Source organism: Methylotuvimicrobium buryatense 5G, from assembly GCF_000341735.1.
Lineage (GTDB): Bacteria > Pseudomonadota > Gammaproteobacteria > Methylococcales > Methylomonadaceae > Methylotuvimicrobium > Methylotuvimicrobium buryatense.
On the sequence record NZ_KB455575.1, the window covers coordinates 3,768,218 to 3,792,925 of the forward strand.

The following is a 24,708-nucleotide window of genomic DNA, read 5'->3' on the forward strand; positions in this document are numbered from 1 at the left end:
TCCAATCAGCAAGTTATATCCGAAAACCAAATTTCAGGTAAGTATTCAGTCCCCCTCTTTGAAAAAGAGGGGTTAGGGGAGATTTTTTAAATAAATCCCCCTCAATCCCCCTTTTTCAAAGGGGGAGGCCAACAATTACGCCTGAATTGCGGTAATTTGCCAACGGGGTCTGAATACTTACAAGTTCAGCGCCACTTGTCAGTATTTCGATTTAGTGACGTGTCAGCCCTGACAGTCAACATGACATTGTTGTCAGGCCCGGAAAGCATTCTAACTGATTAATTCATTATTAATAGAATTTCGGTTTTAATCAAAAAAAGAACCGTTGCTTGCCGTATGAGGCGGTTCGGTTCTTAGAAGGCATTGGCTTGGTTATGTTCATTGATGCAGTAAGCAGGAATAGGGACTTAAGAGAGTTGGCTTGAAAAATGCTGTTGATTAAATAGCAGTTACTTTTTTGAAACTTAATTGAATTATAGGATCAACAATGAACGCAAAATCAATATTGCTATATTCCATCTTGGCCCTCCTGTTTAAAGCGTTGACGTCAACGGCTCCCGGACCTTCTTTATTTATTCTGTTGAGTTTTGCATTGATTACATTCGGCTTCATGAGAAAAAGCCGGTCATAGCGAAGACTAGAAGCGCAACGGCACTGAATGATTAATTGCACTTTTGATCAGGCATAAACGTTCAGCCTAAATTCGGCAGTTTAATCATGAAGCTCATGAAGTTAATGAAGTATTTCAAAAGATTACCTAAGCATTGCAGCTAACCTTTCGGGCGAGCGAAAGTTGCACACAAACAAATGACAAGGTAATTAACTTCTTATTCTTCATGATCTTCATGGTGAAATTCTTTTTCTAGATTCAGACCAGCATTATCAAATTTTGTTGTTCATTATTGCCCTCTTTTTTAATTTCTTTAGGAATGCAACATGAGACTTTGTGAGCCTGTTTTACTGTGGATATGTATATTTTTACTGGGGGTGCCGTTAAATTCGACGGCAGCGATAATTGCTTGCAATGCGAATGACGCAATGGCTAACGGCTTCTATGCCAATGCTTGTGTCGGCGATGACAATATTAAACCCAAAGATGAACAAGCTTTTGTAATCGATAACTTTCAAGATGACGGAGATGCATTTTCCTTTATCGGTAAATTCAATGATGGCGAGGGTTTTGAGTCAAGCGACTCTGATATTGGCGGCTTCACATTAAGCGTATCGAAATTATCAGATCCCAATACAGGAGATTACTTTTTTTCTTATGCGCTGCTTGCACCGGAAGATTGGCTGGGAAAATTTGTCGATTGGACTTTGCTTGTTAAGCAGGCAAACAATAGTGTCATTGCTTATTTGTTCAGCGGTATCACACTTGGTATTGATGGTGGATTCAATAGCCGCTGGACAAACCCTCGCGAAAAGATCGTCAATGATTACTCTCATGTATCCGGCTTTATCCGGCTTGCCGAAGACCGCGGCATCAGTACACTAGCATCGACGGTGCCGGAGCCTAGTTTAACGCTGCTTTTCAGTATCGGATTGTTGGGTTTAGGAGCTAGATCGCAGATAAAACGGAAACACCTATTCGGCATGTGATACGCGAGAGTCGCCGGGGATATTCAGCGATAGAATGTCGGCAGTGCCATAGATTTTGTAGGGCCAAAAGCCTGCACTGCCGAAGGCGCAATTCAATTGAGCAACCGAATTTTGATATACGATGAGTATAACCAAATCCTTAGCTTTATTCCGGCCCCTCTTCTTTATCTTCCTCATGCGCCATATCGGAGATTTCCTTAAGTCTCGAAATGGCCTTGAAGTTAATACTATTTTCCGGATAGTTGCCTTCCGAATCCATGGAGCCGGCTTCTTGGCCGGTTAATAATTCTAGTGCTTCATCGACGGTCGAGACCGCATAGACGGCAAATTGTCCCGCTTCAACCGCATCGATAACATCCTTCATCAGCATGAGATTACGTTTATTCGCCGCAGGAATGATCACGCCTTGTTGACCGGTTAAGCCACGCGCTTTGCATAGTCTAAAAAAGCCTTCGATTTTTTCATTGACGCCGCCGATGGCTTGCACTTCGCCGTATTGATTGATCGATCCGGTCACGGCAAAACCTTGCTTGATCGGCGTTCGTGTCAGCGCCGATATCAAACAACATAATTCGGCCAAGGATGCGCTGTCGCCGTCGATATAACCGTAGGATTGTTCGACTGCGATGCTGGCAGAAATGGCAAACGGAAATTGTTGTGCGTAACAATGCCCGAGATAGCCGGTCAATATCATCACGCCTTTCGAATGAAGGGCTTGACCGAGTTCGGCTTCGCGTTCGATATCGACGATGCCACGGGAACCGGGGTAAACCGTCGCGGTGATACGCGCCGGCGCGCCAAAACTGCTGCCGCCGATTTCCAGAACAGTCAAGCCGTTTGCCTTACCGATTGCGGTGCCGTCGGTATCGATCAAAATCGTACCGTCGAGCATTTCGTCGAGAATTTCCTCGGATAGCCTACCGTTTCGTTGTTCGCGCGCGGAAAGGGCCTGCTCGATATGGGCTTGGTCGATGAATTCTGCGGCGTTACGCGCGCACAAGAGGTTTGCTTCGCCGATGATTTCGAGGGAATCGTTAATATGCGCCGATAAACGGTGCTGGTTTTCGGAAAGCCTGCAGCTATGCTCGATGAGGCGGGCAATAGCGGCCGAAGTCAATGTTTTGGAGCCGGTGTCGCGCGCATGTCTTATCATCAGTTGCGCAAAATTTTGCATCGAATCCGGATTCAGCAAAATGCGGTGATCGAAATCGGCCAGCACTCTGAACATTTCGTTAAATTCGTCGTCCAGTTCATGCAATAGGTAATAAATATCCCGCGAGCCGACTAAAACTACTTTGATGTTGAGTGGGATAACTTCCGGCTTTAACGTCATTGTATTGATGCCGAGCTCCGAATAAGGCGACTCGATTTCGATACGACCGGACTTCAGCGCGCGCTTTAAACCTTCCCAGACGAAAGGATAAGTGAGCAGTTTTTCGGCGTCGAGTATCAAATAACCGCCATTTGCGTGATGTAGCGAGCCCGGGCAGATTCGTCGGTAGTTGGTGACCAGGGTGCCTTGATCGCTGATATATTCGATGCGCCCGAATAAATTCGGATAAATCGGATGCGGGTCGTAAACGACCGGCGCACCGCATTCGGTTTTATAATCGACCAAGACGTTAGGAGCGTACTGCTCTTTCAGCAAAAGGCGCTTACTGATCTGATCGCGGCTATCGAGTCCAGGATTCGCAGCCAATACGTCGACGATGGTTTGACTCAGGTTTTTTTTGATTTCGTCTAAATAGGTGATGGCATCGTCGATGTTTTGATAGTCTTCGATCAACGCCTCGAAAAGCGGTTCGATGGCTTGATTAATCGTCGCATCGTCCAATTGCTTAAGTTGTTCGACAAGCGAACGCCGCCATTGCGGCAGTTCCAGCAAGACATCGCCTAGATAGTTTTCGAGCTCCTCGGTATGACGGTGAAACGCTTCGCGCTCGACTTGCGGTAATTGTATGAATTGCTCGTCTTCCAATAACTTGTCGTCCTTAACGGGCACGAAAGTGATCGTTTCACTCTCGCGATAGAGCGCGACATTCAAGGATTCCGCTTTTTCCTCGACTTGATGAATCGCCATGTTGTAGCGTTGATTAAAGCCGCGTTCGATCGCGGCTTTTTTTTGCTGATAGGTCGGACTTTCAAAAACGGCCGGAAAAGTAGCCAGCAAATTGTCGATCAATTCATCGATATCGGCGCAGAACTTCTGCCCGTATCCTGCCGGCAATTCGATCGAGACCGGTTCGCGCGGATTATCGAAATTATCGACATAAGCATAACTTGGCGGCGTCGGTTGATTTGGAGCCGATTGTTCAAGCTGTTGGGTAATCATTGACAGGCGCCCTGTGCCCGGTTCGCCCATGACATAAATGTTGTAGCCGGGATTTTGCATCGCGACGCCGAATTCCAATGCCGATCGGGCACGGGCTTGACCTAATATGGACGTTTGTTCGATGGCTGTTGCCAGGAGGATATCAAGGTTTTTCGGATTGACGGTTAATTTCAAGGCTTCCGGCGGAAGCGGCTGGTAGTCAGGCATGATAAATAATAGATGACGCTAATGTAATGGTGAGTAGCTAATCGTTCGAAAGCAGGGGGCGCTATTATACCCGTAGATCAAAATTCGGCAGTCCCTACACAGTTGCGCGCGCGCCATTTAACTTTGATTGTCATCGAACTGCTCGACCATTAGATCGAGATCTTTACTGAGTTTCGAAAGATTATGGCCGGCTTGACTGGCTATGGTTGCGTGTCCGGAAGTTTCTTTCGACAAGCGATCGATGGCTTCGATGTTTCGAGCGATTTCTTCTGAAACGATGTGTTGCTCCTCGGCGGCACTGGCGATTTGTAAAATCATATCGCTAATCGTGCTGACCGATTGCGTGGTTTCGGTCAATAATCTGGCCGAATTTTCTCCGTGTTTGACGCCATCGGCTGCTTTGATTCGTACCTTGCTCATTTCATCGACGGCATTTTTGGCGCCTAGTTGCAAGACCTCGATCATTTTATTGATTTCTTCAGTCGATTTTTGCGTGCGTCCGGCTAGGGTTCTAACTTCATCGGCAACGACTGCGAAACCGCGGCCTTGCTCGCCGGCTCGGGCTGCTTCGATTGCGGCATTCAGCGCCAACAAATTAGTTTGTTCGGCAATGCTTTGAATGACCTCCAAAACGCCGCCGATATCCTTGCTGTATTGAGCAAGATTTAAGATCGCCGATTCGGCGCTGTCGACCTCGGAAGACAAAGCGCCGATTAAAGTTACTGTATCGCCGACCCGCTGCATCGTTTGTTGAGAGATTTTATCGGCGTCTGCTGCAGCCTTTGCGGCATTACTGGCGCTTTGTGCAACTTCATTGATCGTCGCGGTCATTTGATGCATTGCCGTGGCGACTTGTTCGGTTTCCAGCAATTGCCGCGCCATGGCATGGCTGACTTGTTTGATTTCCCGCTCAGTGGCCTCGGCTTGTTGTGTAAGCGTCTCGGTCGCTTGTATTAAACGGCGTACGATTGTCCTGGATTTTGCTTTAAGAAGTTTGACGGCGAGTAACAGCTGTCCGGGTTCGGCCCCATCGTTAGTGTAAATTTGTTGCATGACCGGATTGTCGATAACCGAGCGCGCTTCGGACGCGGCATCGTTTAGCGGACGTACCAGCGCCGATATCAGGCCGAACGAAAATATCAGCGATATCGTCCAGGAAATCGCGGCAGGGGTCAGTTCGATATTTCCGAGAATATAGAGTCCTGCAAAAATTAGCGTTTGTAGCAACGAGAGCCCGATCAATAATTTGGGTCCCAGTTTCATACGGTCAAGCAAGGTGTTGATACTTTTTTCCGACGCTAGTTTCGGGTAGATTTTCTTTGCCTGCTCGATCGTTTCCGGCTCGGGCTTTACCCGAACCGATTCGAAACCGATGACTTTCCCCTTGTCGAAGCGTGGCGTTACAAAGGCGTCGACCCAGTAATAATCGCCATTTTTACAGCGATTCTTGACGATGCCCATCCACGGCTTGCCTTTCTGAATACTATTCCATAAGTCGGCAAACGCTGCTTCCGGCATTTCCGGATGGCGAACGATGTTATGAGGTTGCCCAAGCAGCTCTTGCTCATTGAAACCGCTTATTTTTAAGAAGTCCTGATTGATATATGTGATCTTTCCTTTAGGATCGGTTGCCGAAGTGATTGTGGCGGTACTGGGATAGTTGACTTCGTTTTGGGTAATGGGAAAGTTTTTTCTCATGGTTTGACCTAATTGGGGGAGCACAAGATTCGCTGAGGACAAGCGAATTTAATCGGTTTATTTGCCATGTTCAGTCATAACGAGACCGTTGAACCTAAAAAGAGCAGTTGACATGTGTTGTAGACCGTTCGTGCTGAGCCGAGTCGAAGCATGAAGGGTCTACAACACTTTCACCGGCTTGGTGTGAAGCCTCAAACTACCGTTCGCCCTTCGATAGGACTCTCCTGAGCGTAGCCGAAGGGCTTAGGACGAATGGTATTACTGCTCTTTTTAGGTTGAAAGACTTCATGCGCTTCATGGATAAACTGCCGAATTTAGGATGATTCGAATAAACTTGGCGCCCTGTCCGTCTTGATAACAAAAATCCCAGTATTATTTCATAAATACATCAAAACCCGATTATTTGTTTCAGCGTTGTCACATAAATGTAAAATTCCGCGCTTATCATGCAAGCTGAATTGAGATGAGAGCAAAAAGCATGATATTTAACGAATTGGACGAAGTCTGCATCAGTTTTTATCCGGGTTTGAGTTCGGATTATTTAAGTACCTTGGGCGATGAGAAAAACGGTTCCGAGGCGGATAAGAGCGAAAAGGCATATTGGTCATACCGCTCGGAACTGGACGAGCATGAAATCGCTTTAGTCGACTGAAGTCAAGGCCGGATAATCGGTATAACCTTTTTCATCGCCGCCGTAAAAGGTATCGGGGTCGGGCTTGTTGAGAGACGCATTTAGGCGAAAGCGTTCGGTCAAGTCAGGATTGGCGATGTAAAGCTTGCCGAAAGCAACCGTGTCGCATAAATTTCGGGCAATACTGTTTCGTGAACTATCCGCGTCATAGCCGCCGTTGGCGATATAAGGCCCGTTGAAATGCCGCCGCAACGCGGCAAAATCGAATTCGGCGGTATCTTCCTCGATCGGAACCATGCGTTCGACAATATGCAAATAGGCCAAATCGAAACGGTTCAATTGTTCGGCCGCATAATTAAAGTGACATTGCGGATCGCTGTCGCTCATGCTGTTGAAGGCATTGGTCGGGGACAAACGCAAACCGGTACGGTCGGCGCCGACCGTACCTACGACTGCTTCGGTGACTTCAAGCAATAGGCGCATTCTGTTATCGATGTTGCCGCCGTAAGCATCGGTTCGATGATTGGAACCGTCCCTCAGAAATTGATCCAGCAAATAACCGTTCGCGGCATGGATCTCAACGCCGTCGAACCCGGCAGTCAACGCATTTTCGGCTGCGATGCGGTATTGGTCGATAATGCTCGGTATTTCCAACAACTCCAACGCTCTAGGCGTAACAAAGGGTTTCAAACCTGCCTCGGTAAATGCCATGCCTTCGATACCGATAGCCGAAGGCGCGACCGGCAAAGCATGGCCCGGTTGCAGGTCGGGATGCGAAACGCGACCGACATGCCAGAGTTGCAAAAAAATTAATCCTCCCTCTTCATGTACCGCATCGGTTATTTTGCGCCAGCCGTCAATTTGCGCGGCGCTATAAATACCCGGAGTGAAGGCATAGCCCTTACCTTGCGGCGAAATATGCGTGGCTTCCGAGATAATCAATCCGGCACCGGCTCGCTGCCGGTAATAGTCGGCATTCAACTCCCAGGGAATATCTCCGGGTTGCTGCGCGCGGCTTCGGGTCAGTGGCGCCATAATGATGCGGTTTTTCAGTGTATATCTGCCTATTTTTACGGGGGTAAATAAAATATCTTCGGAAGTCATTTTTTCTGCTCTTGAGGTGTTACGGGAAATTGGGGTGAACTCAACTTTCCAGTGATCCCATTGAATCGGAAAATTGGGTTTTGCAAAAAGAATCGCTACGGCTATGATTGTACCGGACATCACATTGTTTTCGTAAAAGGATAAGACTTTGCACATACACATACTGGGCATCTGCGGAACGTTCATGGGCGGCCTGGCGCTTATCGCGCGCGAAATGGGTTATAGAGTCACCGGCTCCGATCAGAATGTCTATCCGCCGATGAGCACTCAGCTCGAACAGCAAGGTATCGAATTGATGAGCGGTTACCGGCCCGAAAATCTCGATTGCAAGCCCGATTTGGTGGTGATCGGCAATGCGCTGTCTCGCGGTAATCCGGAAGTCGAAGCAGTCTTGAATCGCGGCTTGAAATACGTTTCCGGCCCGCAATGGCTCGCCGAACATGTGCTCGCCGAGCGCTGGGTGCTCGGTGTCGCAGGCACGCACGGCAAAACCACGACGACCAGCATGCTGAGCTGGATATTGGAATATCAAGGCTTCAAACCAGGCTTTCTGATCGGCGGCATTCCGCTCAACTTCGGCATATCGGCCCGGCTAGGCGAATCGTCGTTCTTCGTGATCGAAGCCGACGAATACGACTGCGCATTTTTCGACAAGCGCTCGAAATTCGTGCATTATCGGCCGAGAACCGCGATCCTGAACAATCTCGAATACGATCATGCCGACATCTTTCCAGACCTCGATGCGATCAAAAAACAATTTCACCATTTGCTCAGAACCGTGCCTGGCGAAGGTCTCGTGATCGCACCCGAAGCCGACGAGAATATAAGCGATGTGTTAGACATGGGCTGTTGGACGCCGGTCGAAAAGACTTCGATCGAAGGCCGGTCGGCCTGGAATGCCGAATTGCTCAATTCGGACGGCACTCGATTCAAGATTAATTATCATGGAGCGGAGCAGGGCGAGGTGCTTTGGAATTTGACCGGCAATCACAATGTCGGCAATGCGCTGTCCGCGATTGCAGCGGCACGCCATATCGGCATTACGCCTAAGGATGCGATTGCGGCATTAGGCGAGTTCAAGAATGTCAAACGGCGCATGGAAGTCTTGGCCAAAATCGACGGTATAACGATTTACGATGACTTTGCGCATCATCCGACCGCGATCAAAACAACCTTAGAAGGTTTACGCAAGCAAGTCGGTTCCGAACGCATCATCGCGATCGTCGAGCCTCGCTCGAATACGATGCGCATGGGCATTCATACCAAATCGCTGGCTAAATCGCTGGTTGAAGCCGATCAAGCCATTCTATTCCAACCGGAAAACCTGGGCTGGGACTTAAGCGGTCTAAAAAATTACGCCGGCAATATCGAAATCTGTAAAACTCTCGACGACATCATCGCCAAGCTCAAATTGGAAGCCCGTTACGGCGGTCACTTCGTATTGATGAGCAACGGCAGTTTCGGCGGCATTTATACGCGCTTACAGCAAGAGTTGAGATAGGAAGCGCAACGCGCGTACCTTAAGAGACAAAACGCATGCTTTAGCAATTGTTTTCCTCGCCCTTTATCGACAGGAGTTCAGATTATGCTCAGAGTTCGGTGTTTACTATTGCCCTTATTATGGCTTGCCTTTCCCTGTTGGGCCGAGCCGCTCAAACCGGAAAATGTTCCCGAACCGCTCAAGCCCTGGATCGATTGGGTCCTGCACGACGATACGGAGCGAGGTTGTCCGTTTCTCTATAACAGTTTCGAACAGAAGCGCTGCGCCTGGCCGTCGCGATTGGACTTAGTGCTTAGCGGCACCGAAGGCCGCTTTACGATCGATTGGAATGCGTACCGGGAAAGCTGGGTCAATTTGCCCGGCCATGACAAACAATGGCCGCTCAATGTAACGGCTAACGGTAAGCCGCTATTGGTTACGGAAAAAAAGGGACGTCCAAGCGTTTTTCTCGAACCCGGCACTTACACGATTGAGGGTGCTTTTGCTTGGGATAAATTGCCCGAAAACTTAACGATCCCGCAGGACACAGGCCTCATCACTCTCCGCATAAACGGCCGAATCATCGACCGACCCAACCTGAAACAAGGCCAATTGTGGCTTACCGGAACCGACGACCGCCCCGTAAAACCCGATGAACGCAATAGCTTGGAACTTCAGGTATTCCGGCAACTGATCGACGAGATACCGATGCAAGTCCTCACGCGATTGGATTTGAATGTGTCGGGCGAACAGCGCGAAGTCAAGTTAGCTTATCCGATGCTGGAAGGCTTTCTGCCGCTACGCATCGATAGTCCTCTGCCTGCCCGATTGGAACCGGACGGTCAGTTATTGGTACAAGTCCGACCCGGACGTTGGCAGCTTGACATCCTGGCGCGTAGTACCGAGGCGCTCAACTCAATTCCTATATCCGAACCTTTATCCGATCAGCCGGACGATTGGCCGAAATCCGAAATTTGGGTTTTCGATGCCCGACCGTCTTTGCGTGTCGTCGAAATCGAGCGTCCGGCTGCAATCGATCCGAGCCAAACCAATTTGCCCGAACATTGGAAGCGCTTCCCAGCATACGCGATTAAACAAGGCGAGAGCTTAGTCCTGAAAACGATTCGTCGTGGCGACCCGGACGGAGAACCTAACAACCTGAATTTGACCCGAATTCTATGGCTCGATTTCAACGGTAAAGGATATACCGTCAACGACAAAATCACCGGGACCTTATCGCAAGGATGGCGACTCGATGCATTGCCTGGCGTCGAGCTCGGGCGCGTTAGCCTGGATGGTACAAACCAATTGATTACGCGCGCGCCTGACGGGCAAAGCCGAGGCGTCGAGATCAGAAAGGGCGTCATTCGGCTGGATGCCGATAGCCGAATCGATGGATCGCCCGGAGCATTGAACGCAGTCGGCTGGGCGCAATCTTTTCATCAAGTTCACGCCGAACTGAACCTGCCGCCCGGCTGGCGCTTACTTGCCGCCGGCGGTGTCGATAATGTGCCGGATTCCTGGTTGTCGCGTTGGACCTTGCTCGATTTGTTTTTAGTACTGGTAGCGGCACTCGCGGCGTTGCGGCTATGGGATGTTTATCGCGGCGCATTGACTTTACTGACCTTGGTATTGATCTGGCATGAACCGGGGGCGCCTCAATGGGTTTGGCTCAATATACTGGCGGCGGTGGCTTTATTGAAAGTGTTACCGGAAGGGCGGTTCCGCAACGTGGCCGGCGCTTTCCGTAATGTCGCCTTAGCTGTATTGGTGTTGATTGCGATACCGTTTATGGTCGATCAGGTGCGCATCGGACTCTATCCGCAATTGGAAAAACCGTGGCAACAGATTCAAGGCCCTCGTTACGAGCGTCCCGTTGCCGGCGCGATGCCTGAAGCGGCGGATGAATTGATGATGATGGAAGCGCCGTCGCTGGATACGGTTCGTAAAAAGGCGCGAAGCGCCGCCGGCATCGTCGCGAAAGCCGTGCCTTCTGCCGTACCGCAAAAACGGCTTTCCGAACGTACCGATCCGAATGCAAAAATCCAAACCGGCCCCGGTTTGCCGCAATGGCAATGGCAAACAATCAATTTGAGCTGGAACGGATCGGTAGCTCCCGACCAGCAAATCAGCTTATGGTATCTGTCGCCGTTCGTGACAATGCTCCTGAATTTTCTGAGAGTCGGCTTGATTGCGTTTTTGGCGATCGCGATGATCGAACGCTTGCCGAAACACTTCAAATTCAATCGTTCGGCAGCAAGTCTATTGGTCATACTGGGTCTGCCGCTATTGATGATGACGCCAAGTACACCGGTACAAGCAGCGTTTCCCGACCCTGTATTGCTCGACGAATTGAAAAACCGGCTGCAGAAAGCACCTGATTGCGTGCCGAATTGTGCCGGCATTTCGCTGATGAGATTTACGATTTCCGGCAAGGAATTGACGATCGATTTGGAAGTACACGCACGGGACAAAGTCGCGGTGCCGTTGCCGGGACACTACGAGCAATGGTTTCCGAATACGGTCAGCATAGACGGCGAACCGGCAAAAGCGCTGTACAGCTTCAATAACGGCTTATGGCTTGCTCTCGACGCAGGTTTGCATCGGGTCGTGATGAAAGGCACAGCGCCGGCAATGGCAAAATTTACCGTGCCGTTGCCATTGAAACCGAAGCGCGCCGAATTGGCAGTCAGCGATTGGCAGGTTTTCGGCGTTCATGAAAACGGCTTGACCGACGATCAACTCCAGTTTTCCCGAATAGCACAAACCGAAGCAGTAACGGAAAAAGCCGCATTCGATCCGGGCATCTTGCCGTCGTTCGTTAGAATTGAACGGACTTTACAATTAGGCTTGGATTGGCGCGTCGAGACCCGCGTCGTCAGAGTCTCGCCATCCGGTTCTTCAATCGTCTTGGCCGTACCGCTGCTTGACGGGGAATCGGTGATTACCGGCGGCGTACGTGTCGAAAAGGGCAAGGCTTTGGTCAATATGACCGCTACGCAAAGCGTCATGCACTGGGAATCGGTGCTGAAAAAAACGGAACACATTGAATTGAGTGCCGAACAAACCGACCAATGGATCGAAGTCTGGCGTGCCGATGTGAGTCCGGTTTGGCATATCGAAACGGCAGGCATCGCAATGATGCATCAAGATAAACGCGGTTATTGGCTGCCCGAATGGCGGCCTTGGCCCGGTGAGCAAATCGTGTTGACGGTAAGCCGACCCGAACCTGCACCAGGCCAAACGCTGACGATTGAGAGCAGTCGCTTGAATTTGACTCCGGGAAGCCGCAGCCGTAATGCGCAATTGGAGCTTGCTGTGGATAGCTCGCTCGCCGTGCAACATACGATTCAAATCCCCGAGCAGGCCGTATTGGAGGCGGTCACGATCAACGGCCAATCCCGCCCGATCCGGCAAAAAGACCGTGAAGTGGTATTGCCGATCGATCCGGGCAAACAGCAAGTCGTCTTGAACTGGCAGGAGTCGGTACCGATGTCGAGCCTGCTAGAGTCGTCCCGAGTCGACTTGGCCTTGCCGAGCGTCAACAGCAACATACACGTCACGTTGGGCGAGGATCGCTGGGTTCTGATGACGATGGGGCCGCGTTTCGGACCGGCGGTGTTAATCTGGGGCGTGCTGGTGGTGATCGTGATCGTCTCGTTCGGCCTGGGCAAAGTCACATTGACGCCACTGAAAACCCGGCACTGGCTGTTGCTGTTGATCGGCTTGAGTCAAATACCGGTGTTGTCGGCACTGATCGTTGTGCTCTGGCTGATCGCATTGGGGCTTCGCAAAGAACGGCCGGCGCAATCGACCAAGACCTTCAATGCCGCGCAAGTCGGTCTCGGGCTTTTGACGTTGTTGTCGTTGATGTTGCTATTCTGGGCCGTCGAACAAGGGCTCCTAGGCACGCCGGACATGCAGATTACCGGTAACCAATCGAGCGCCTACCGTCTGAATTGGTACCAGGACAGAAGCGCCGAGTTACTGCCGACCGCAACCGTCGTATCGGTTCCGCTGATGGTCTACCGCCTGCTGATGTTGGCCTGGTCGCTCTGGCTTGCAGTTGCATTATTAAACTGGCTGAAATGGGGCTGGACTTGTTTCTCGTCGAATGGGCTGTGGAAAAAGGACATCGTTAAGCTGGAATCGCCGTTGGATTTAGGACATCGGGAGGAGAACGGTAAGCAGTAAGTAGTGAGTGGGACGGCGCTTGTAATACCGTCCCTCATGTTTTGCCGGATATTAAATTCGAACCACGCCGACTCATCGCGGCTCAAGATCATTCGATGAAATCGTAAGCCTTGTATTTTTCGACCAAGGGTTTCAAGACTTCTTTAAGGACTTGATCATGGACCGGGTGATTCAAATAATTTTCCAGCGCTTGCTGGTTCTCGAAGGTGCTGGAGATCGCGATATCGTAGGAACCGTCGAGCGAGTGACTGCCATGTTTACGTTTGACGGCGGTAGGCGTGCCGATGTTGTAGGCGAGCACTCCGGGTAGCTTGGCCAGGCGTTTGGTGCCCTCGATGTATTGACGACGCGCGTTTTCATCGCCGTGTTGTTTCAGCCAGATAATCACCACATGATGAGCCTTGCGCTGCTCACTGGGATCGGTTGCTTGTTCCTTTGCGCCTGCGGCCGAACTCAATGCGGCCAATATCATTAAGAGTGAAAGCGGTTTCGCTAATTTCATTTTGTTTCCTCCTCGGAATTAAGGCGATGGTCGATCGCAGAATGGTAAAAGCCGGTTAGGATTTCGTGAAAAATAACTTCCTGGAGCTATGAGTTTTGTAGCGGGTTCGGTAACTCGCTTGACAGGACGCCGTGAATACGTCCGTGTAGGCTTGACGGCGGCTTTCCTTGCCGCCGACACCTGCCAATCGAGTTACCGAACCTGCTTACCTTGCATTAACAATAAGGAAGTTATTTATGACCAAATCCTTAATCTATCCGTCATGAAGCGGGAACCGGCATGATGAATCACGGCGGTTTTTGTTGTTGCCGTTTTAAACCCGACAAGAAACTATAAGCCTAATAAGAGCAATTGGCATGTGTTGTAGACCGTTCGTGCTGAGCCCAGTCGAAGCATGGAGGGGCTACAACACTTTGAAGCCTCAAACTACCCTTTTTAGGTTTATAGGCAAGTTTTTGACAGGGTATGTTGTCGTACCTTACCTTTTGCCCGAATCGGCTTTTTTAGACATCGATTCATAACCGGAAATGACATCGAACAATTCCTCGTCGATACTTCGCTGGCGTGTCTGATTGAAGGTTCGGCCGAGGTCATCCAACAGTTCGTCGATATTCTTTTCGGCCCGTTGCATCGCCGCCAGGCGACTGGCGTTTTCGCCGGCGAGCGACTCGGCGCAGGCTCTGTACATCGAAACGAAGAGATACTCCCGGATCAGGGCTCTCAGCGTCCCATCGTAATCGCCGACCGTTTCCGGAAGATTATCGGTCGGCCAAGCCGCCTTGACAAACTTGAGCCGCCACGCGGAATCCAGGGGCAACAGACGCAGACAGACCGGCTCATAGACGGCGCCGATCTCCGATTTAGGCCGGTTATGGAAAAGATAAAGCGAACTTTCATGGCTTAGTTGCCGGGTTTCGGTTTCGAGCAACAGTTGGCCGATCAACGGTGTAATGGCAGCCACCGAATTGGGCGTCGCAAATACTCTGCTTACCTCCAATCCCGAGTCGAGCAGATGCCCGTGAATGCGTTCGCCAACGGTCCAGATGATTTGCTCGCCCGCTAATTCTTGAAGTCGCTTGATCGCGAATTCGACCAACACATCATTGAACTGTCCGACCAAGCCTTGATCGGTGCCTAAAACGATCACGCCGATCCGATCCTCGGCTTTGCGCCGCGTGGTTTCGCCATAGGCGCCTACGCCCATCGGCTTGAGACTCGCCGTCAACGCCAGTTCGACGGTGCGGGCGTAATCCTCCAATGAACGTACGGCTTCTTCGTATTGAACGATGCTGGAAGCGGCCAGCGCCTTCATCGTCCGCACGACACTTTTCAGATCGCCCGCGCCTTCAATTTTACGGCGCAATTCGTTCGGCGTATCGGTCATTTTTGCATCGGCGCCAGTGCCTTGCCGGCGAGTTCAACGATAGCGCCGCGGTTCGAGTCGCTCAAAGGTTCGTCCGACAATAGACTTTGCCGTAGCGCTTCGGGCAGCTCCCGTGATGCATCGCGAACCGCGAGCTCAGCCTCGGGCATTCGGTCCAGCGGTACGGTATCGAACAAGCCTTCTGTCAATGCCAGTAAAACCGCTATTTGTTCGGCTACCGAAAACGTTTCGAATTCCGGTTGTTTAAGGCAGGTGCGGATACGACGTCCGTGTTCGATCGTCTTGCGGGTATGTTCATCGAGACGGGTGCCGAAACGGGCAAAGGTTTCCAATTCTTCGAATTGCGCGTAAGCCAGCTTCAGGTCGCCCGCAACGGAACGGTAGGCGGGGCGCTGTGCCTTGCCGCCCACCCGCGATACCGACTTGCCCACATCGATGGCCGGCAATACGCCTAATTCGAACAAGGCCGGCGACAAATAAATCTGGCCGTCGGTAATCGAAATCAGATTGGTCGGAATATAGGCGGACAGATTCTGCGCTTCGGTTTCGATGATCGGCAGCGCGGTCAATGAGCCGCCGCCGAGATCGTCATGCAAATGTGTCGCGCGCTCCAATAATCGGGAATGAATATAAAAAATATCCCCGGGAAAAGCTTCGCGTCCCGGCGGTCGCCGCAACAATAATGAAAGCTCGCGGTAAGCGCGGGCATGATTGGTTAAGTCGTCATAAACGATCAGTACGTCACGGCCTTGTTCCATGAAATATTCGGCTATGCTGGTCGCCGCATAAGGCGCGATATAGGCTAGACCGGATGGGCGGTGGCCGCCTGTGACCACGACCACCGTATAATCCATCGCGCCTTTTTCCTGCAAGGTGGCGATCACTTGGGACACGGCCGAAGCCCGTTGGCCGATCGCGCAATAAACACATAGGACATTTTGATCGCGCTGATTAAGTATCGTGTTGATCGCAATGGAGGTTTTGCCGATTTGCCGATCGCCCAGGATCAGTTCGCGCTGACCTCGACCGATCGGGATCAATGCGTCGATGACTTTAATGCCGGTTTGCAGCGGTACGGTCACCGGAGACCGGTCCATGATCGCAGGCGCTTCGCGCTCGATGGGACGGCGCTCGCTAAAATCGAGCGGTCCTTTTCCGTCCATGGCATGACCTAGCGGGTCGATCACGCGTCCAATGAGCCCTGTGCCCACCGGCACATCCATCACCCGGCCGGTGCGTTCGACTTCATCGCCGGCCTGTAAATGCCAATAATCGCCGAGTAGAACGACGCCGGTTTCATCCTCTTCGACATTGAAGGCAATGCCGTATAAATCGTTCGGAAACCTGACCAACTCTTCAAAACCCACGCCCGGCAATCCGGACACTTTGGCGATGCCGGTAGACACGGTTGTGATCGTGCCCACCTCTTGCAAGGTCATTTGCGGGCTATAGGTTTCACGAGCCTGTTTGATGTTCTCGAAGGCGCGCTCCAGAACGCTTGCTAACTGATCAGACGGCATGAGCATCGGGTCCGGAATGGCTCTGAGATACGCTTTTGGCCGTTAGTGTCCGATCTATACTGCTCTCAAAGTCTTGCAGGTATTCTGCGATATTCCAAGATAGTTTCCGGCCATTCGAACTCAGTTCGATGCCGCTGATTTGATCGGCATCGATATCGAATTCAATCGGGGCATTGACCGTAAATACGTCGTTGACGGCTTGTTTGATGGCGCTTTGCTGTTCCGGCATTAGAGCGAAAACGCTACGGACCTGGATTGGACTCGATGACTCTTGGATCGCATCGCTAAGCCGATTTTTTTCGGAGTCGTCGAGCGTGTGCAGACGTTGGAGAAAGGCTTCGCAAATACGCTGCTCCAGGCTCACCGAAGCCAAATCGGCTAACGTTTTACGGCTGATGGCAAAAACTTCCTCCCGGGTATTTCGCATGAGTTCCCGGTGTAAGCGATTTTGCTCGTTTTTTAGCGCTTGCTGCCAGGCGGAACGAAGCTCATCGGCTTCAATTCTTGCCGCCTTAATCAGTTTTTCGCGTTCGTGAGCCGCATCATCATGTACTTGTTTCAAAAGGCTCTCGCGCTGCTGCTCGAAACGTTCAATTTTGTCGACATATTCGATGCGTTCTCGTTCGGCAGAGGCCTTTATTTTTCGGGCTTCTTCCAGCTGTCCGGCAATTTTGTTTTCGCGATCGGTCAGCGCCTGCATGATGGGCTTATAAAGAAAGCGCTTCAACAAAGCCATCAAAATCAAGAAGTTGACAAGTTGAGCGAAAACGGTGAACCAGTCGATTAGCATGGCTTTACTGCCCCGCTGTCTGGGCTATCACATAATTCCAAAAAGGATTGGCGAAGACCAGAATCATCGACACGACAAAACAATAAATGGCGGTCGATTCGACCATGGCCAGACCAACAAACAGCGTTCGGGTAATTGTTGCCGCAGCATCAGGTTGTTGCGCCAATGCCGTTAATGCGGCTGCAACCGCTTTTCCTTCACCCAAAGCTGGCCCAATACTCCCAATACAGATGGTAAAGCCAGCGGTCATGATCGATGCGACGGCAATGTAAGCGATAATATCCATAATGACTCCTCTAATTTTTGATGTTAGTTTTGTAAGGTATGCTGCGCAGCCTTTGCAAAGGTATCCCGGCGATACCTTTCGCACTTCAAATTTAGGCAGTGCCTAAGGAGGCACCGGGGTGCCTGACAAAGGCTTTGCCAGCATGGATGCTGGCATAGAGCCTACATGGACGTATTTACGGCGTCCTTTGGCGGGCCCCCGGTGCCGAATTTTGATCTACGATGGGTATAATTTGTCCCGTAATGGGTACGCGATGCATACTTTACCTGCGCATGTCGTCAATCATGACGGCGGGTGGCCGCAGCAATATACACTGTCGCCAGTATCGTAAAGATATAGGCTTGCACGATGCCGGTTAGTAGACCTAATGCATTCATGATAATCGGAAAAAACAAGGGTGTCACAACTAACAATATCGCGACAATCATCGTACCGCTCATCATATTGCCGAACAGACGCACGGCCAATGCCAAGGTGCGGGATAATTCACCGATGATATTGAACGGCAACATAATCAGCGTCGGCTTTAAGTAGGACTTTAAATAACCGCCAAAGCCTTGCTCGGCAATACCGTAAAACGGCACGGCTATGAAAACGGCGATGGCCAATGCTGCCGTGGTCGATAACGAACCGGTCGGCGGTTCATAGCCGGGTAAAATCGCAAACAGATTGGCGGTGACGATAAACAGAAATAAGGTACCCAGAAACCCGAGGTATTTTTCCGGTCGCTTCAGGCCGACCTCCTCGATTTGTTGATTCAGGGTAATGACGATGACTTCCAGAACACTCTGCCAGCGTTTATTTTCTAGGCTTCTGGTTAGGTTTCGAGTGATCAGAATCGCACCGACAACCAACACTAGCATAATAGCCCAAGTCGTCACGATCGTGCCGTTAAGCTTAAGAAAACCGTATTGCCAAAAAATGATTTGATCTGAACTCAAACGCATGTGCTTATTCCTCGACAGTTTCGGGCAATTTTATCGATTCGAAACGGGTCAACCGAACGACGATGAAACGAGCAACGACAAAGCCTAATAGACAAGCCAAAAGCCTTGGCCAATGATCGGCAGCCAACCAATAAAAACCGGCCAGCGTGATGCCGGTTCGAAGCAGCATACTGCTAAAAAACCAGAGTCCGGGACGTTTTGACTGAAGGCCTTTTTGCACGGTCCACCAAAGTCCTCCGAAAAAAAACATCCCCAGCAAGCTGCCGGCCCCGAAAGCCAGTGCCAACATCAGATTTTCAGTCATCATTTTTATCCTGTTTTTTATGGATTCGGGTTTCTTCTTCGGACACCCAACGCCAGGCGTTCCAGCACCCAAGCATCAATCCCCCGATCAATAACATCAAGGTCCAGGAATGGGAGCCGGGATATCGACTGTCTAGCCATAAACCGACGATGGTTCCCAGTAACATTGGAATGGCGACAGACCAGCCGATCAAGCCGAACCAACCCAAGCCGAACCAGATTGTCTTATTCACTTGCCGTTGGGCTTCGAGCTTGCGTTCGGCCTTTGCACCGACTTGACGGCTCAACGGCGAGTCGGTAGACCGCTTTTTTTTATCGTTTGGTTCAGCCACGATGATACTCCATAAAGCGCCGGACAAAACCGCTTTCCAGTTTAGCCATGACCGAGCGAACGTTTTTTTCGTGTTCGTCCAATTCAAGAAATTCGTGCTCCACAGCCTCGCGCAATCGATCCAATTCGATACCGCCGATGGCGTTGCGCACCGATACCAGGACCTCGCTTCCAATCTTGACCAGCACGCCTTGATCAATGGCCAAATAAACCTCGTCAGCCGACGCCGTTTCATAGGTTAGAATGCCCGGAGCCAAAGCCGCAGCACAATCCAGGCGGTTCGGCAATATGCCGAACGAGCCTTGGGAAGTCTCGGCAATGATCCGACTGACGTCCTCGTGCTCGGCGAATACCCGGAAAGGCAACAAGATTTTAAGATGCATCGATGACGGCTTCATAGTGGACTCACTTTTTGGCTTCGTCAATCGAACCTATCATATAAAGTCCGCTTTCGGGATAATCCTTGAACTCATCGTTGAGAATGCGCTCGCAACCGTTCAGCGCATCGTTGCGGCTAACGAGCTTGCCGCTCAGGCCGGTGAATTGCTCGGTTGTGAAAAACGGCTGCGTCAAAAAACGTTCCAAACGGCGGGCGCGATACACGATATTACGATCTTCCCGCGAGAGCTGTTCGAGTCCCAGCATCGCGATGATGTCTTTCAAATCTTCGTATTGAGCCAACGTGCTTCTGACTTCCTGTGCGATTCGATAATGCCGTTCGCCCACGATACGCGGTGTCGCCATCTTGGAGTTGGATTGCAGTGGATCGATCGCAGGAAACAGCCCCTCGCTTGCTCGCTTTCGAGACAACACGATAGAGGCCGACAAATGAGAAAAGGTATGAACCGCGGCAGGGTCGGTAAAGTCGTCGGCCGGCACATAAACGGCTTGTATCGATGTGATCGCGCCGGTATCGGTATTGGCAATGCGTTCCTGCAATTGCGATAGTTCGGTGCTCATCGTCGATTGATAACCCAGGCGCGAAGGCATTTGCCCCATGAGCCCGGAAACTTCGGAGCCGGCCTGAATGAAACGGAAAATATTGTCGATCAGCAGTAGGACATCCCGGCGTTCGTCATCGCGGAAATATTCAGCCATCGTCAACGCGACATGACCGACCCGAAACCGGCTTCCCGGCAATTCGTTCATTTGTCCGAATACCATGACCATGTTCGGCAATACCCCGGCATCTGTCATTTCCCGGTACAACTCTTCACCTTCACGGCAGCGTTCGCCGATACCGCAAAACAGACTCACGCCCTCGTGTTGCCCGACCATATTATGAATCATCTCGGTAAGCAGAACCGTCTTGCCGACTCCGGCGCCGCCGAATAATCCCGCCTTGCCGCCTCGTTCCAAAGGCGCCAATACATCGATGATCTTGATACCGGTTTCGAACAGTTCCGACTTAGTCGAAAGACGCGCCAGCGGCGGAGGCGTTTGATGAACCGAGCGCCATTCGATATCGGACGGCATCGGCAATCGATCGATGGGACGTCCGAATACATTGAACATGCGAGATAGAACGTTCTTGCCTACCGGCGCTTTTAAAGGGCCGCCCGAGTTTTCGACCGACATGCCTCGGGCCAGTCCTTGCGTCGGTGTCATTGCGATGCCGCGAACCCGCGAATCGTCGAGCTGCGTCAATACCTCGATGATGACTCGGCGATCGTCGCCGGCATACAGAATCGTATGAATGGGCGGCAAACAGCAATCGAACCGGATATCGACCACGCTTCCGGTGATCGAAACGACTGATCCGACTTGCTTAAGGCTTGTTTCATCATTCATATTTGCCGCCTGAGTCGAACTATTAAATGCAGTGTTGTCTCTGTCGTGCCTTTGGGACCGATAGTCTTATTTAATAGAGGCTATGTTCGCGTTAATAGTTGAAGTTGTAGCACACCAGTCTCTTCTGCGGGACGGGTTATTTAACCCGTCCCCAACGTTTCGGTTTACCCTAAACATTTCGGCTTACTTCGGGCAAAGTCAAAACGTTTCGGACGGGGTTGCAAACCCCGTCCTGCTTGGGCATTTTCTATATTCCGAGCCGTCAAAATAAAAATGGCGCCTGACTAGGACAAATTTGCATGCTTTTCTTCAACCATCTCGCTGATCAAGGCCATCACTTCGGCGCTGGCATCTTCCGATTGTTGCATGTCGTTTATTATGTTGTCGATGATCGCTTTGTTACTTTGCCAGTTGTTTCGTGAATATTCATAGGCGCGTCGCGTGAATTTATGCACATCTTCGTGAGGTTTATTCAGCCTGGCATAGGCTTGCGTGGATCTAAATTGCTCATGCCCAAGCCCATCGAAATACCATTTGCCAAGCCTGCAATGCTGATGATCGACATCGATCGCATCGGCTTGCGGACAACGCTTTAGGTTTTCGATCGCGATATAGCCGTTCTGTTTATAAACAATATGATCGACTTTGGTTAATAGTGCAAAGGTTTTATCCTTGGCATAACTGATATAGCCGACCGACGCTTTTGCCGAAATTGAAAGATCGGCAAACTGACTCCGAAATTCGTCGACTTTTTCCATGATTTCTTGGGAAAGCTCGGCGGATGCCTCGGCTTCGGAATGCATTTGATTGACGCGCTTATTGAATGAATTGAGTGTTTTAGTAACCTCCAGCGCCGCATTCTTAGTGTGATCGGACAAGTTTTTGACTTCTTCCGCGACGACCGCGAAACCACGTCCGTATTCGCCTGCGCGTGCGGCTTCGATCGAAGCATTGAGCGCCAACAGATTGGTTTGGTCGGCGATACCGGTGATCATCGATAAGGATTCGGTTACTTTTTTACTATCGTCGATCAGTGCGGTAATGACATCGGTAACCGAATGAATATTGTCATTGATATTGGTTAACGAATGGCTAATTGTATTGACCGACGACAAGCTATTTTCGGCGTTATTGCCGGTATTAATCGCGATGCTTTCAACCTTATGCATTTGTTCGGTAATGCTCAGTAGGTCTTCCTGATTGGATTTGAGATTATCGAGTAAATTCGAGGTATTCAGCAGGTGCAGTCCGGCAGAAAGGCGATTTTTCGTGATCATCGTTTCATTATCGCTCATGACTCGCAGTGCTTTATTGACCGATTTCGCTGACGATTTAAGTAAGCCGGGAAAGCCGTCCGCAAGAGCGTAACGGTTATGATTGCCTTTGGCCGCTTGATCGAAACAAGTCGTGATTTCCTTGAAATAAGACTCCATGATGTCGAGCATTTCGTTCAATTCCCAAGCGATTTTGCCGAGCTCGCCCATTCCCTTGGTTCCTGTGATTCGGTGGTAAAGTTCGCCGTCATTGGTTTTAATTAATACATCTTGGATGATGGCAATAATACGCAAATATTTTTTTGTTTCTGTGAGCGCGTAAAATGCAATGACGGTGAGTCCAAGGTTAAAGAGTAGAACTAGCCATGAAAAGCCGCTGGTAAAAGTCGTGTAAATAAAATTGATCGCAGCGAGGAAACTAATACCGGCCACGGCATAATTAACCTTAGCTTTGAGAAAAGGAATGTCGGCACTGGTGTGGCGGCTCATCATTAAACTCCATTCGGTTTATAAAGCCCCAGAACGAGACTGTCATAATTTTTGGCGCCGGTCTGCGCGACGACATCGAATAAATAGGCCAGCGATTTGTCCGGAGCTTCTTTCGCGGAACAGCCTTTTTCTATCGCCAGCATTTCCCGATAAACCGGCACCAAAACATCCAACGCCGACGTCGGCGGTTTGCGCCTAACCGAATAATAACCCTGCAATTTGCCGTCTTTGTCGTAGTCCGGCGTAATATTCGCGAAGACCCAATAAAACCCACCATCTGAACACAGGTTTTTGGCAAAACCGAAAAATTCGTTTCCGGACTTTAAGGTATCCCACATAAACCGAAATACGCCGCGCGGCATTTCGGGATGCCGAATAATATTGTGTTGCACGCCAAGCAATTCGGACTCGGAGTATCCGGCAATTTCCATGAAAATACGGTTAGCGTAAGTGATTTTGCCGCTAATATCGGTTTTCGAAACGATAAAGTCGTTATCGCCCAGTTTCTTTTCGTCATTATTCGGGATAATATTTTTTTTCATCGTTGTGATGCGCCTTATAAGGTTCGATACATTTTTAGCAGAGTCGATTCCATAAAGTCTAGCTGTTGTAAAAAATATCGCCACCAGCTAAATAATTTTCCTCATTCGCACTGCTCCAGCGTGGGAGTGCGTACCTATCTTGCCTGGCAGCGAAGTTATGAGGTCCCACAGAGGGCGCTCATCGTTATACATAAATTGTAGGGTACCTCCAGGCTGTTAAGCTCCGAATCCCTGCCCAGATCAAACCATAAGGGCTTGTGGTAGCATTGGTGGGGTTGCCATGGTACGCACAGCGTACCCTACACCTCACTGCCATTAAGGTAAGCCGTCACAGAATAAGTAATTCTGGCATTCAGGATCGAATGTACTTCAAAAGCCTGCCATCTATGGCACTGGATTCCGTCAGTCCCTCACCTAGCGTTCACTGCCATTAAGTTAAGGATTTTTCCGTTCGCCCTGAGCCTGTCGAAGGGTGAATGGAAAAATCCTGGGTCGATAAGTTAAGCCGTCCATGGTTCGACAGGCTCACCACGAACGGCTTAACTTAATGGCAGTGTCACCTAGCGTTAGGTGAGGGATCGACATCCCGGCGCCTACTCGGGCACTGCCGAAATTTGAAGTGCGAAAGGTATAAAAAGCAGGAACACAGCAATTAGCAAAAAATGGCTTTTATCGACAGCCTACCTTAGATACCCTTGCTATTGTCCGGTTTTGTAGGAAAGTATGATGGAAAAACGGAAATCGTTCGAGTTTTTTCGACGATAGATAAACGGGAGTTGAAGAGAGGATGAGGCGAGTTGTTTCATCAAATGACCTTAGAGGCGATAAATATATCGCCTCTAAGGATTTAGGTAGCAATAAGCCGATTAATTAACGACTTTATTTAATTGACGACTCTATGTCCGCGGTTACGTAAACAAGTGCGGTAAGATCGTTTGAAGGCTTCCTCGGCCTCGAAGCCTTGTTTAGCGCCGCCGCCGAAACCGCCCGCTGCCGCGCCGATCGCAGCCCCTTTGCCGGGATTGCCGGTAAAGGCACCGACAGCTGCACCGCCGGCCGCGCCAATCAAGCCGCCGACACCCGCGCCGATAGCGGTTTCCTTAGCGGTACCGCCTGCTGCCTCACGAGCCAATTGTTCGCATTCGTAAAGGTCTTGATTCAAGCGATAAGCATTGGGGCTATCGTAGGTATCGACCGTGGGTGTCCAACCGGTTTGAGATGCACAAGCCGAAAGTAACAGTCCGCCGATCATGGTGATTCCAAGTGTCGATTTTTTCATAAAGATACCTCTTTGTTGAGTTTAT

20 protein-coding genes are annotated in these 24,708 nt (G+C 50.4%); 4 read left to right on the forward strand and 16 right to left on the reverse strand.

Annotated elements, in window-relative coordinates; all coding sequences use genetic code 11:
• The first annotated feature begins 936 nt into the window (after positions 1-936).
• Positions 937-1,599, forward strand: coding sequence for a PEP-CTERM sorting domain-containing protein (locus METBU_RS0117030; RefSeq protein ID WP_017841772.1), 663 nt, complete (start codon positions 937-939; stop codon positions 1,597-1,599).
• A 145-nt stretch (positions 1,600-1,744) separates the two neighbouring features.
• On the opposite strand, the gene METBU_RS0117040 is transcribed toward METBU_RS0117030, so the two are convergent.
• Together METBU_RS0117040 and METBU_RS0117045 are read right to left on the reverse strand one after the other, a co-directional pair.
• Positions 1,745-4,138 carry a Lon protease family protein gene (locus METBU_RS0117040; RefSeq protein ID WP_017841774.1) on the reverse strand — a complete coding sequence of 798 codons (2,394 nt, stop codon included), beginning with the start codon at positions 4,136-4,138 and terminating at the stop codon, positions 1,745-1,747.
• A 117-nt stretch (positions 4,139-4,255) separates the two neighbouring features.
• The gene (locus METBU_RS0117045; protein ID WP_017841775.1) at positions 4,256-5,836 is read right to left on the reverse strand and encodes a methyl-accepting chemotaxis protein; all 1,581 of its coding nucleotides are present in this window, start codon (positions 5,834-5,836) and stop codon (positions 4,256-4,258) included.
• Positions 5,837-6,314: 478 nt separating this feature from the next.
• Between METBU_RS0117045 and METBU_RS28200 the strand changes: the two genes are divergently transcribed.
• Positions 6,315-6,488, forward strand: a complete 174-nt coding sequence (locus METBU_RS28200) for a hypothetical protein (RefSeq protein ID WP_017841776.1) — start codon at positions 6,315-6,317, stop codon at positions 6,486-6,488.
• On the opposite strand, the gene METBU_RS0117055 is transcribed toward METBU_RS28200, so the two are convergent.
• Entirely contained in the window at positions 6,477-7,571 is a 1,095-nt protein-coding gene (locus METBU_RS0117055; RefSeq protein WP_026130287.1) for an alkene reductase, read from the reverse strand. The two genes, METBU_RS28200 and METBU_RS0117055, sit on opposite strands and share 12 nt — an antisense overlap.
• A 148-nt stretch (positions 7,572-7,719) precedes the next feature.
• Between METBU_RS0117055 and mpl the strand changes: the two genes are divergently transcribed.
• Both mpl and METBU_RS24535 read left to right on the forward strand, forming a co-directional pair.
• Positions 7,720-9,072, forward strand: coding sequence for a UDP-N-acetylmuramate:L-alanyl-gamma-D-glutamyl-meso-diaminopimelate ligase (gene mpl, locus METBU_RS0117060; RefSeq protein ID WP_040575339.1), 1,353 nt, complete (start codon positions 7,720-7,722; stop codon positions 9,070-9,072).
• A gap of 84 nt (positions 9,073-9,156) precedes the next feature.
• Positions 9,157-13,245 carry a hypothetical protein gene (locus tag METBU_RS24535; RefSeq protein ID WP_017841779.1) on the forward strand — a complete coding sequence of 1,363 codons (4,089 nt, stop codon included), beginning with the start codon at positions 9,157-9,159 and terminating at the stop codon, positions 13,243-13,245.
• 88 nt (positions 13,246-13,333) lie between these two features.
• Here METBU_RS24535 and METBU_RS0117070 read toward each other — a convergent pair whose 3' ends face one another.
• From METBU_RS0117070 to METBU_RS0117130, 13 genes are all read right to left on the reverse strand, one after another.
• A complete protein-coding gene (locus METBU_RS0117070) occupies positions 13,334-13,747 on the reverse strand; it encodes a Dabb family protein (protein WP_014150155.1) in 414 nt (137 codons plus the stop codon).
• Between the two features lie 478 nt (positions 13,748-14,225).
• The gene (locus METBU_RS0117075) at positions 14,226-15,131 is read right to left on the reverse strand and encodes a F0F1 ATP synthase subunit gamma (protein WP_017841780.1); all 906 of its coding nucleotides are present in this window, start codon (positions 15,129-15,131) and stop codon (positions 14,226-14,228) included.
• Positions 15,128-16,651 carry an alternate F1F0 ATPase, F1 subunit alpha gene (locus METBU_RS0117080; protein ID WP_017841781.1) on the reverse strand — a complete coding sequence of 508 codons (1,524 nt, stop codon included), beginning with the start codon at positions 16,649-16,651 and terminating at the stop codon, positions 15,128-15,130. Before METBU_RS0117080 ends, METBU_RS0117075 begins: the two co-directional genes overlap by 4 nt.
• Positions 16,641-17,441, reverse strand: coding sequence for a F0F1 ATP synthase subunit B family protein (locus METBU_RS24540; RefSeq protein ID WP_017841782.1), 801 nt, complete (start codon positions 17,439-17,441; stop codon positions 16,641-16,643). The genes METBU_RS0117080 and METBU_RS24540 overlap by 11 nt, the downstream gene beginning before the upstream one ends.
• 4 nt (positions 17,442-17,445) lie before the next feature.
• Positions 17,446-17,727, reverse strand: coding sequence for a F0F1 ATP synthase subunit C (locus tag METBU_RS0117090; protein WP_017841783.1), 282 nt, complete (start codon positions 17,725-17,727; stop codon positions 17,446-17,448).
• A gap of 278 nt (positions 17,728-18,005) precedes the next feature.
• Positions 18,006-18,674, reverse strand: coding sequence for a F0F1 ATP synthase subunit A (locus tag METBU_RS0117095; protein ID WP_017841784.1), 669 nt, complete (start codon positions 18,672-18,674; stop codon positions 18,006-18,008).
• Between the two features lie 4 nt (positions 18,675-18,678).
• A complete protein-coding gene (locus tag METBU_RS0117100; protein WP_014150149.1) occupies positions 18,679-18,978 on the reverse strand; it encodes an ATP synthase subunit I in 300 nt (99 codons plus the stop codon).
• On the reverse strand, positions 18,971-19,309 hold the full coding sequence (locus METBU_RS0117105) for an AtpZ/AtpI family protein (protein WP_017841785.1): 339 nt from the start codon (positions 19,307-19,309) through the stop codon (positions 18,971-18,973). Before METBU_RS0117105 ends, METBU_RS0117100 begins: the two co-directional genes overlap by 8 nt.
• Positions 19,302-19,691, reverse strand: coding sequence for a F0F1 ATP synthase subunit epsilon (locus METBU_RS0117110; RefSeq protein ID WP_201764905.1), 390 nt, complete (start codon positions 19,689-19,691; stop codon positions 19,302-19,304). Before METBU_RS0117110 ends, METBU_RS0117105 begins: the two co-directional genes overlap by 8 nt.
• A gap of 22 nt (positions 19,692-19,713) precedes the next feature.
• Positions 19,714-21,099 (reverse strand): F0F1 ATP synthase subunit beta, encoded by a 1,386-nt coding sequence (gene atpD / locus METBU_RS0117115; RefSeq protein WP_017841787.1) that lies wholly within the window; start codon positions 21,097-21,099, stop codon positions 19,714-19,716.
• Between the two features lie 284 nt (positions 21,100-21,383).
• A complete protein-coding gene (locus METBU_RS0117120; protein ID WP_138767245.1) occupies positions 21,384-22,862 on the reverse strand; it encodes a methyl-accepting chemotaxis protein in 1,479 nt (492 codons plus the stop codon).
• A 2-nt stretch (positions 22,863-22,864) separates the two neighbouring features.
• Positions 22,865-23,404 (reverse strand): PAS domain-containing protein, encoded by a 540-nt coding sequence (locus tag METBU_RS0117125; RefSeq protein WP_017841789.1) that lies wholly within the window; start codon positions 23,402-23,404, stop codon positions 22,865-22,867.
• Positions 23,405-24,287: 883 nt separating this feature from the next.
• On the reverse strand, positions 24,288-24,683 hold the full coding sequence (locus METBU_RS0117130) for a glycine zipper family protein (protein WP_017841790.1): 396 nt from the start codon (positions 24,681-24,683) through the stop codon (positions 24,288-24,290).
• Between the last annotated feature and the right edge of the window lie 25 nt (positions 24,684-24,708).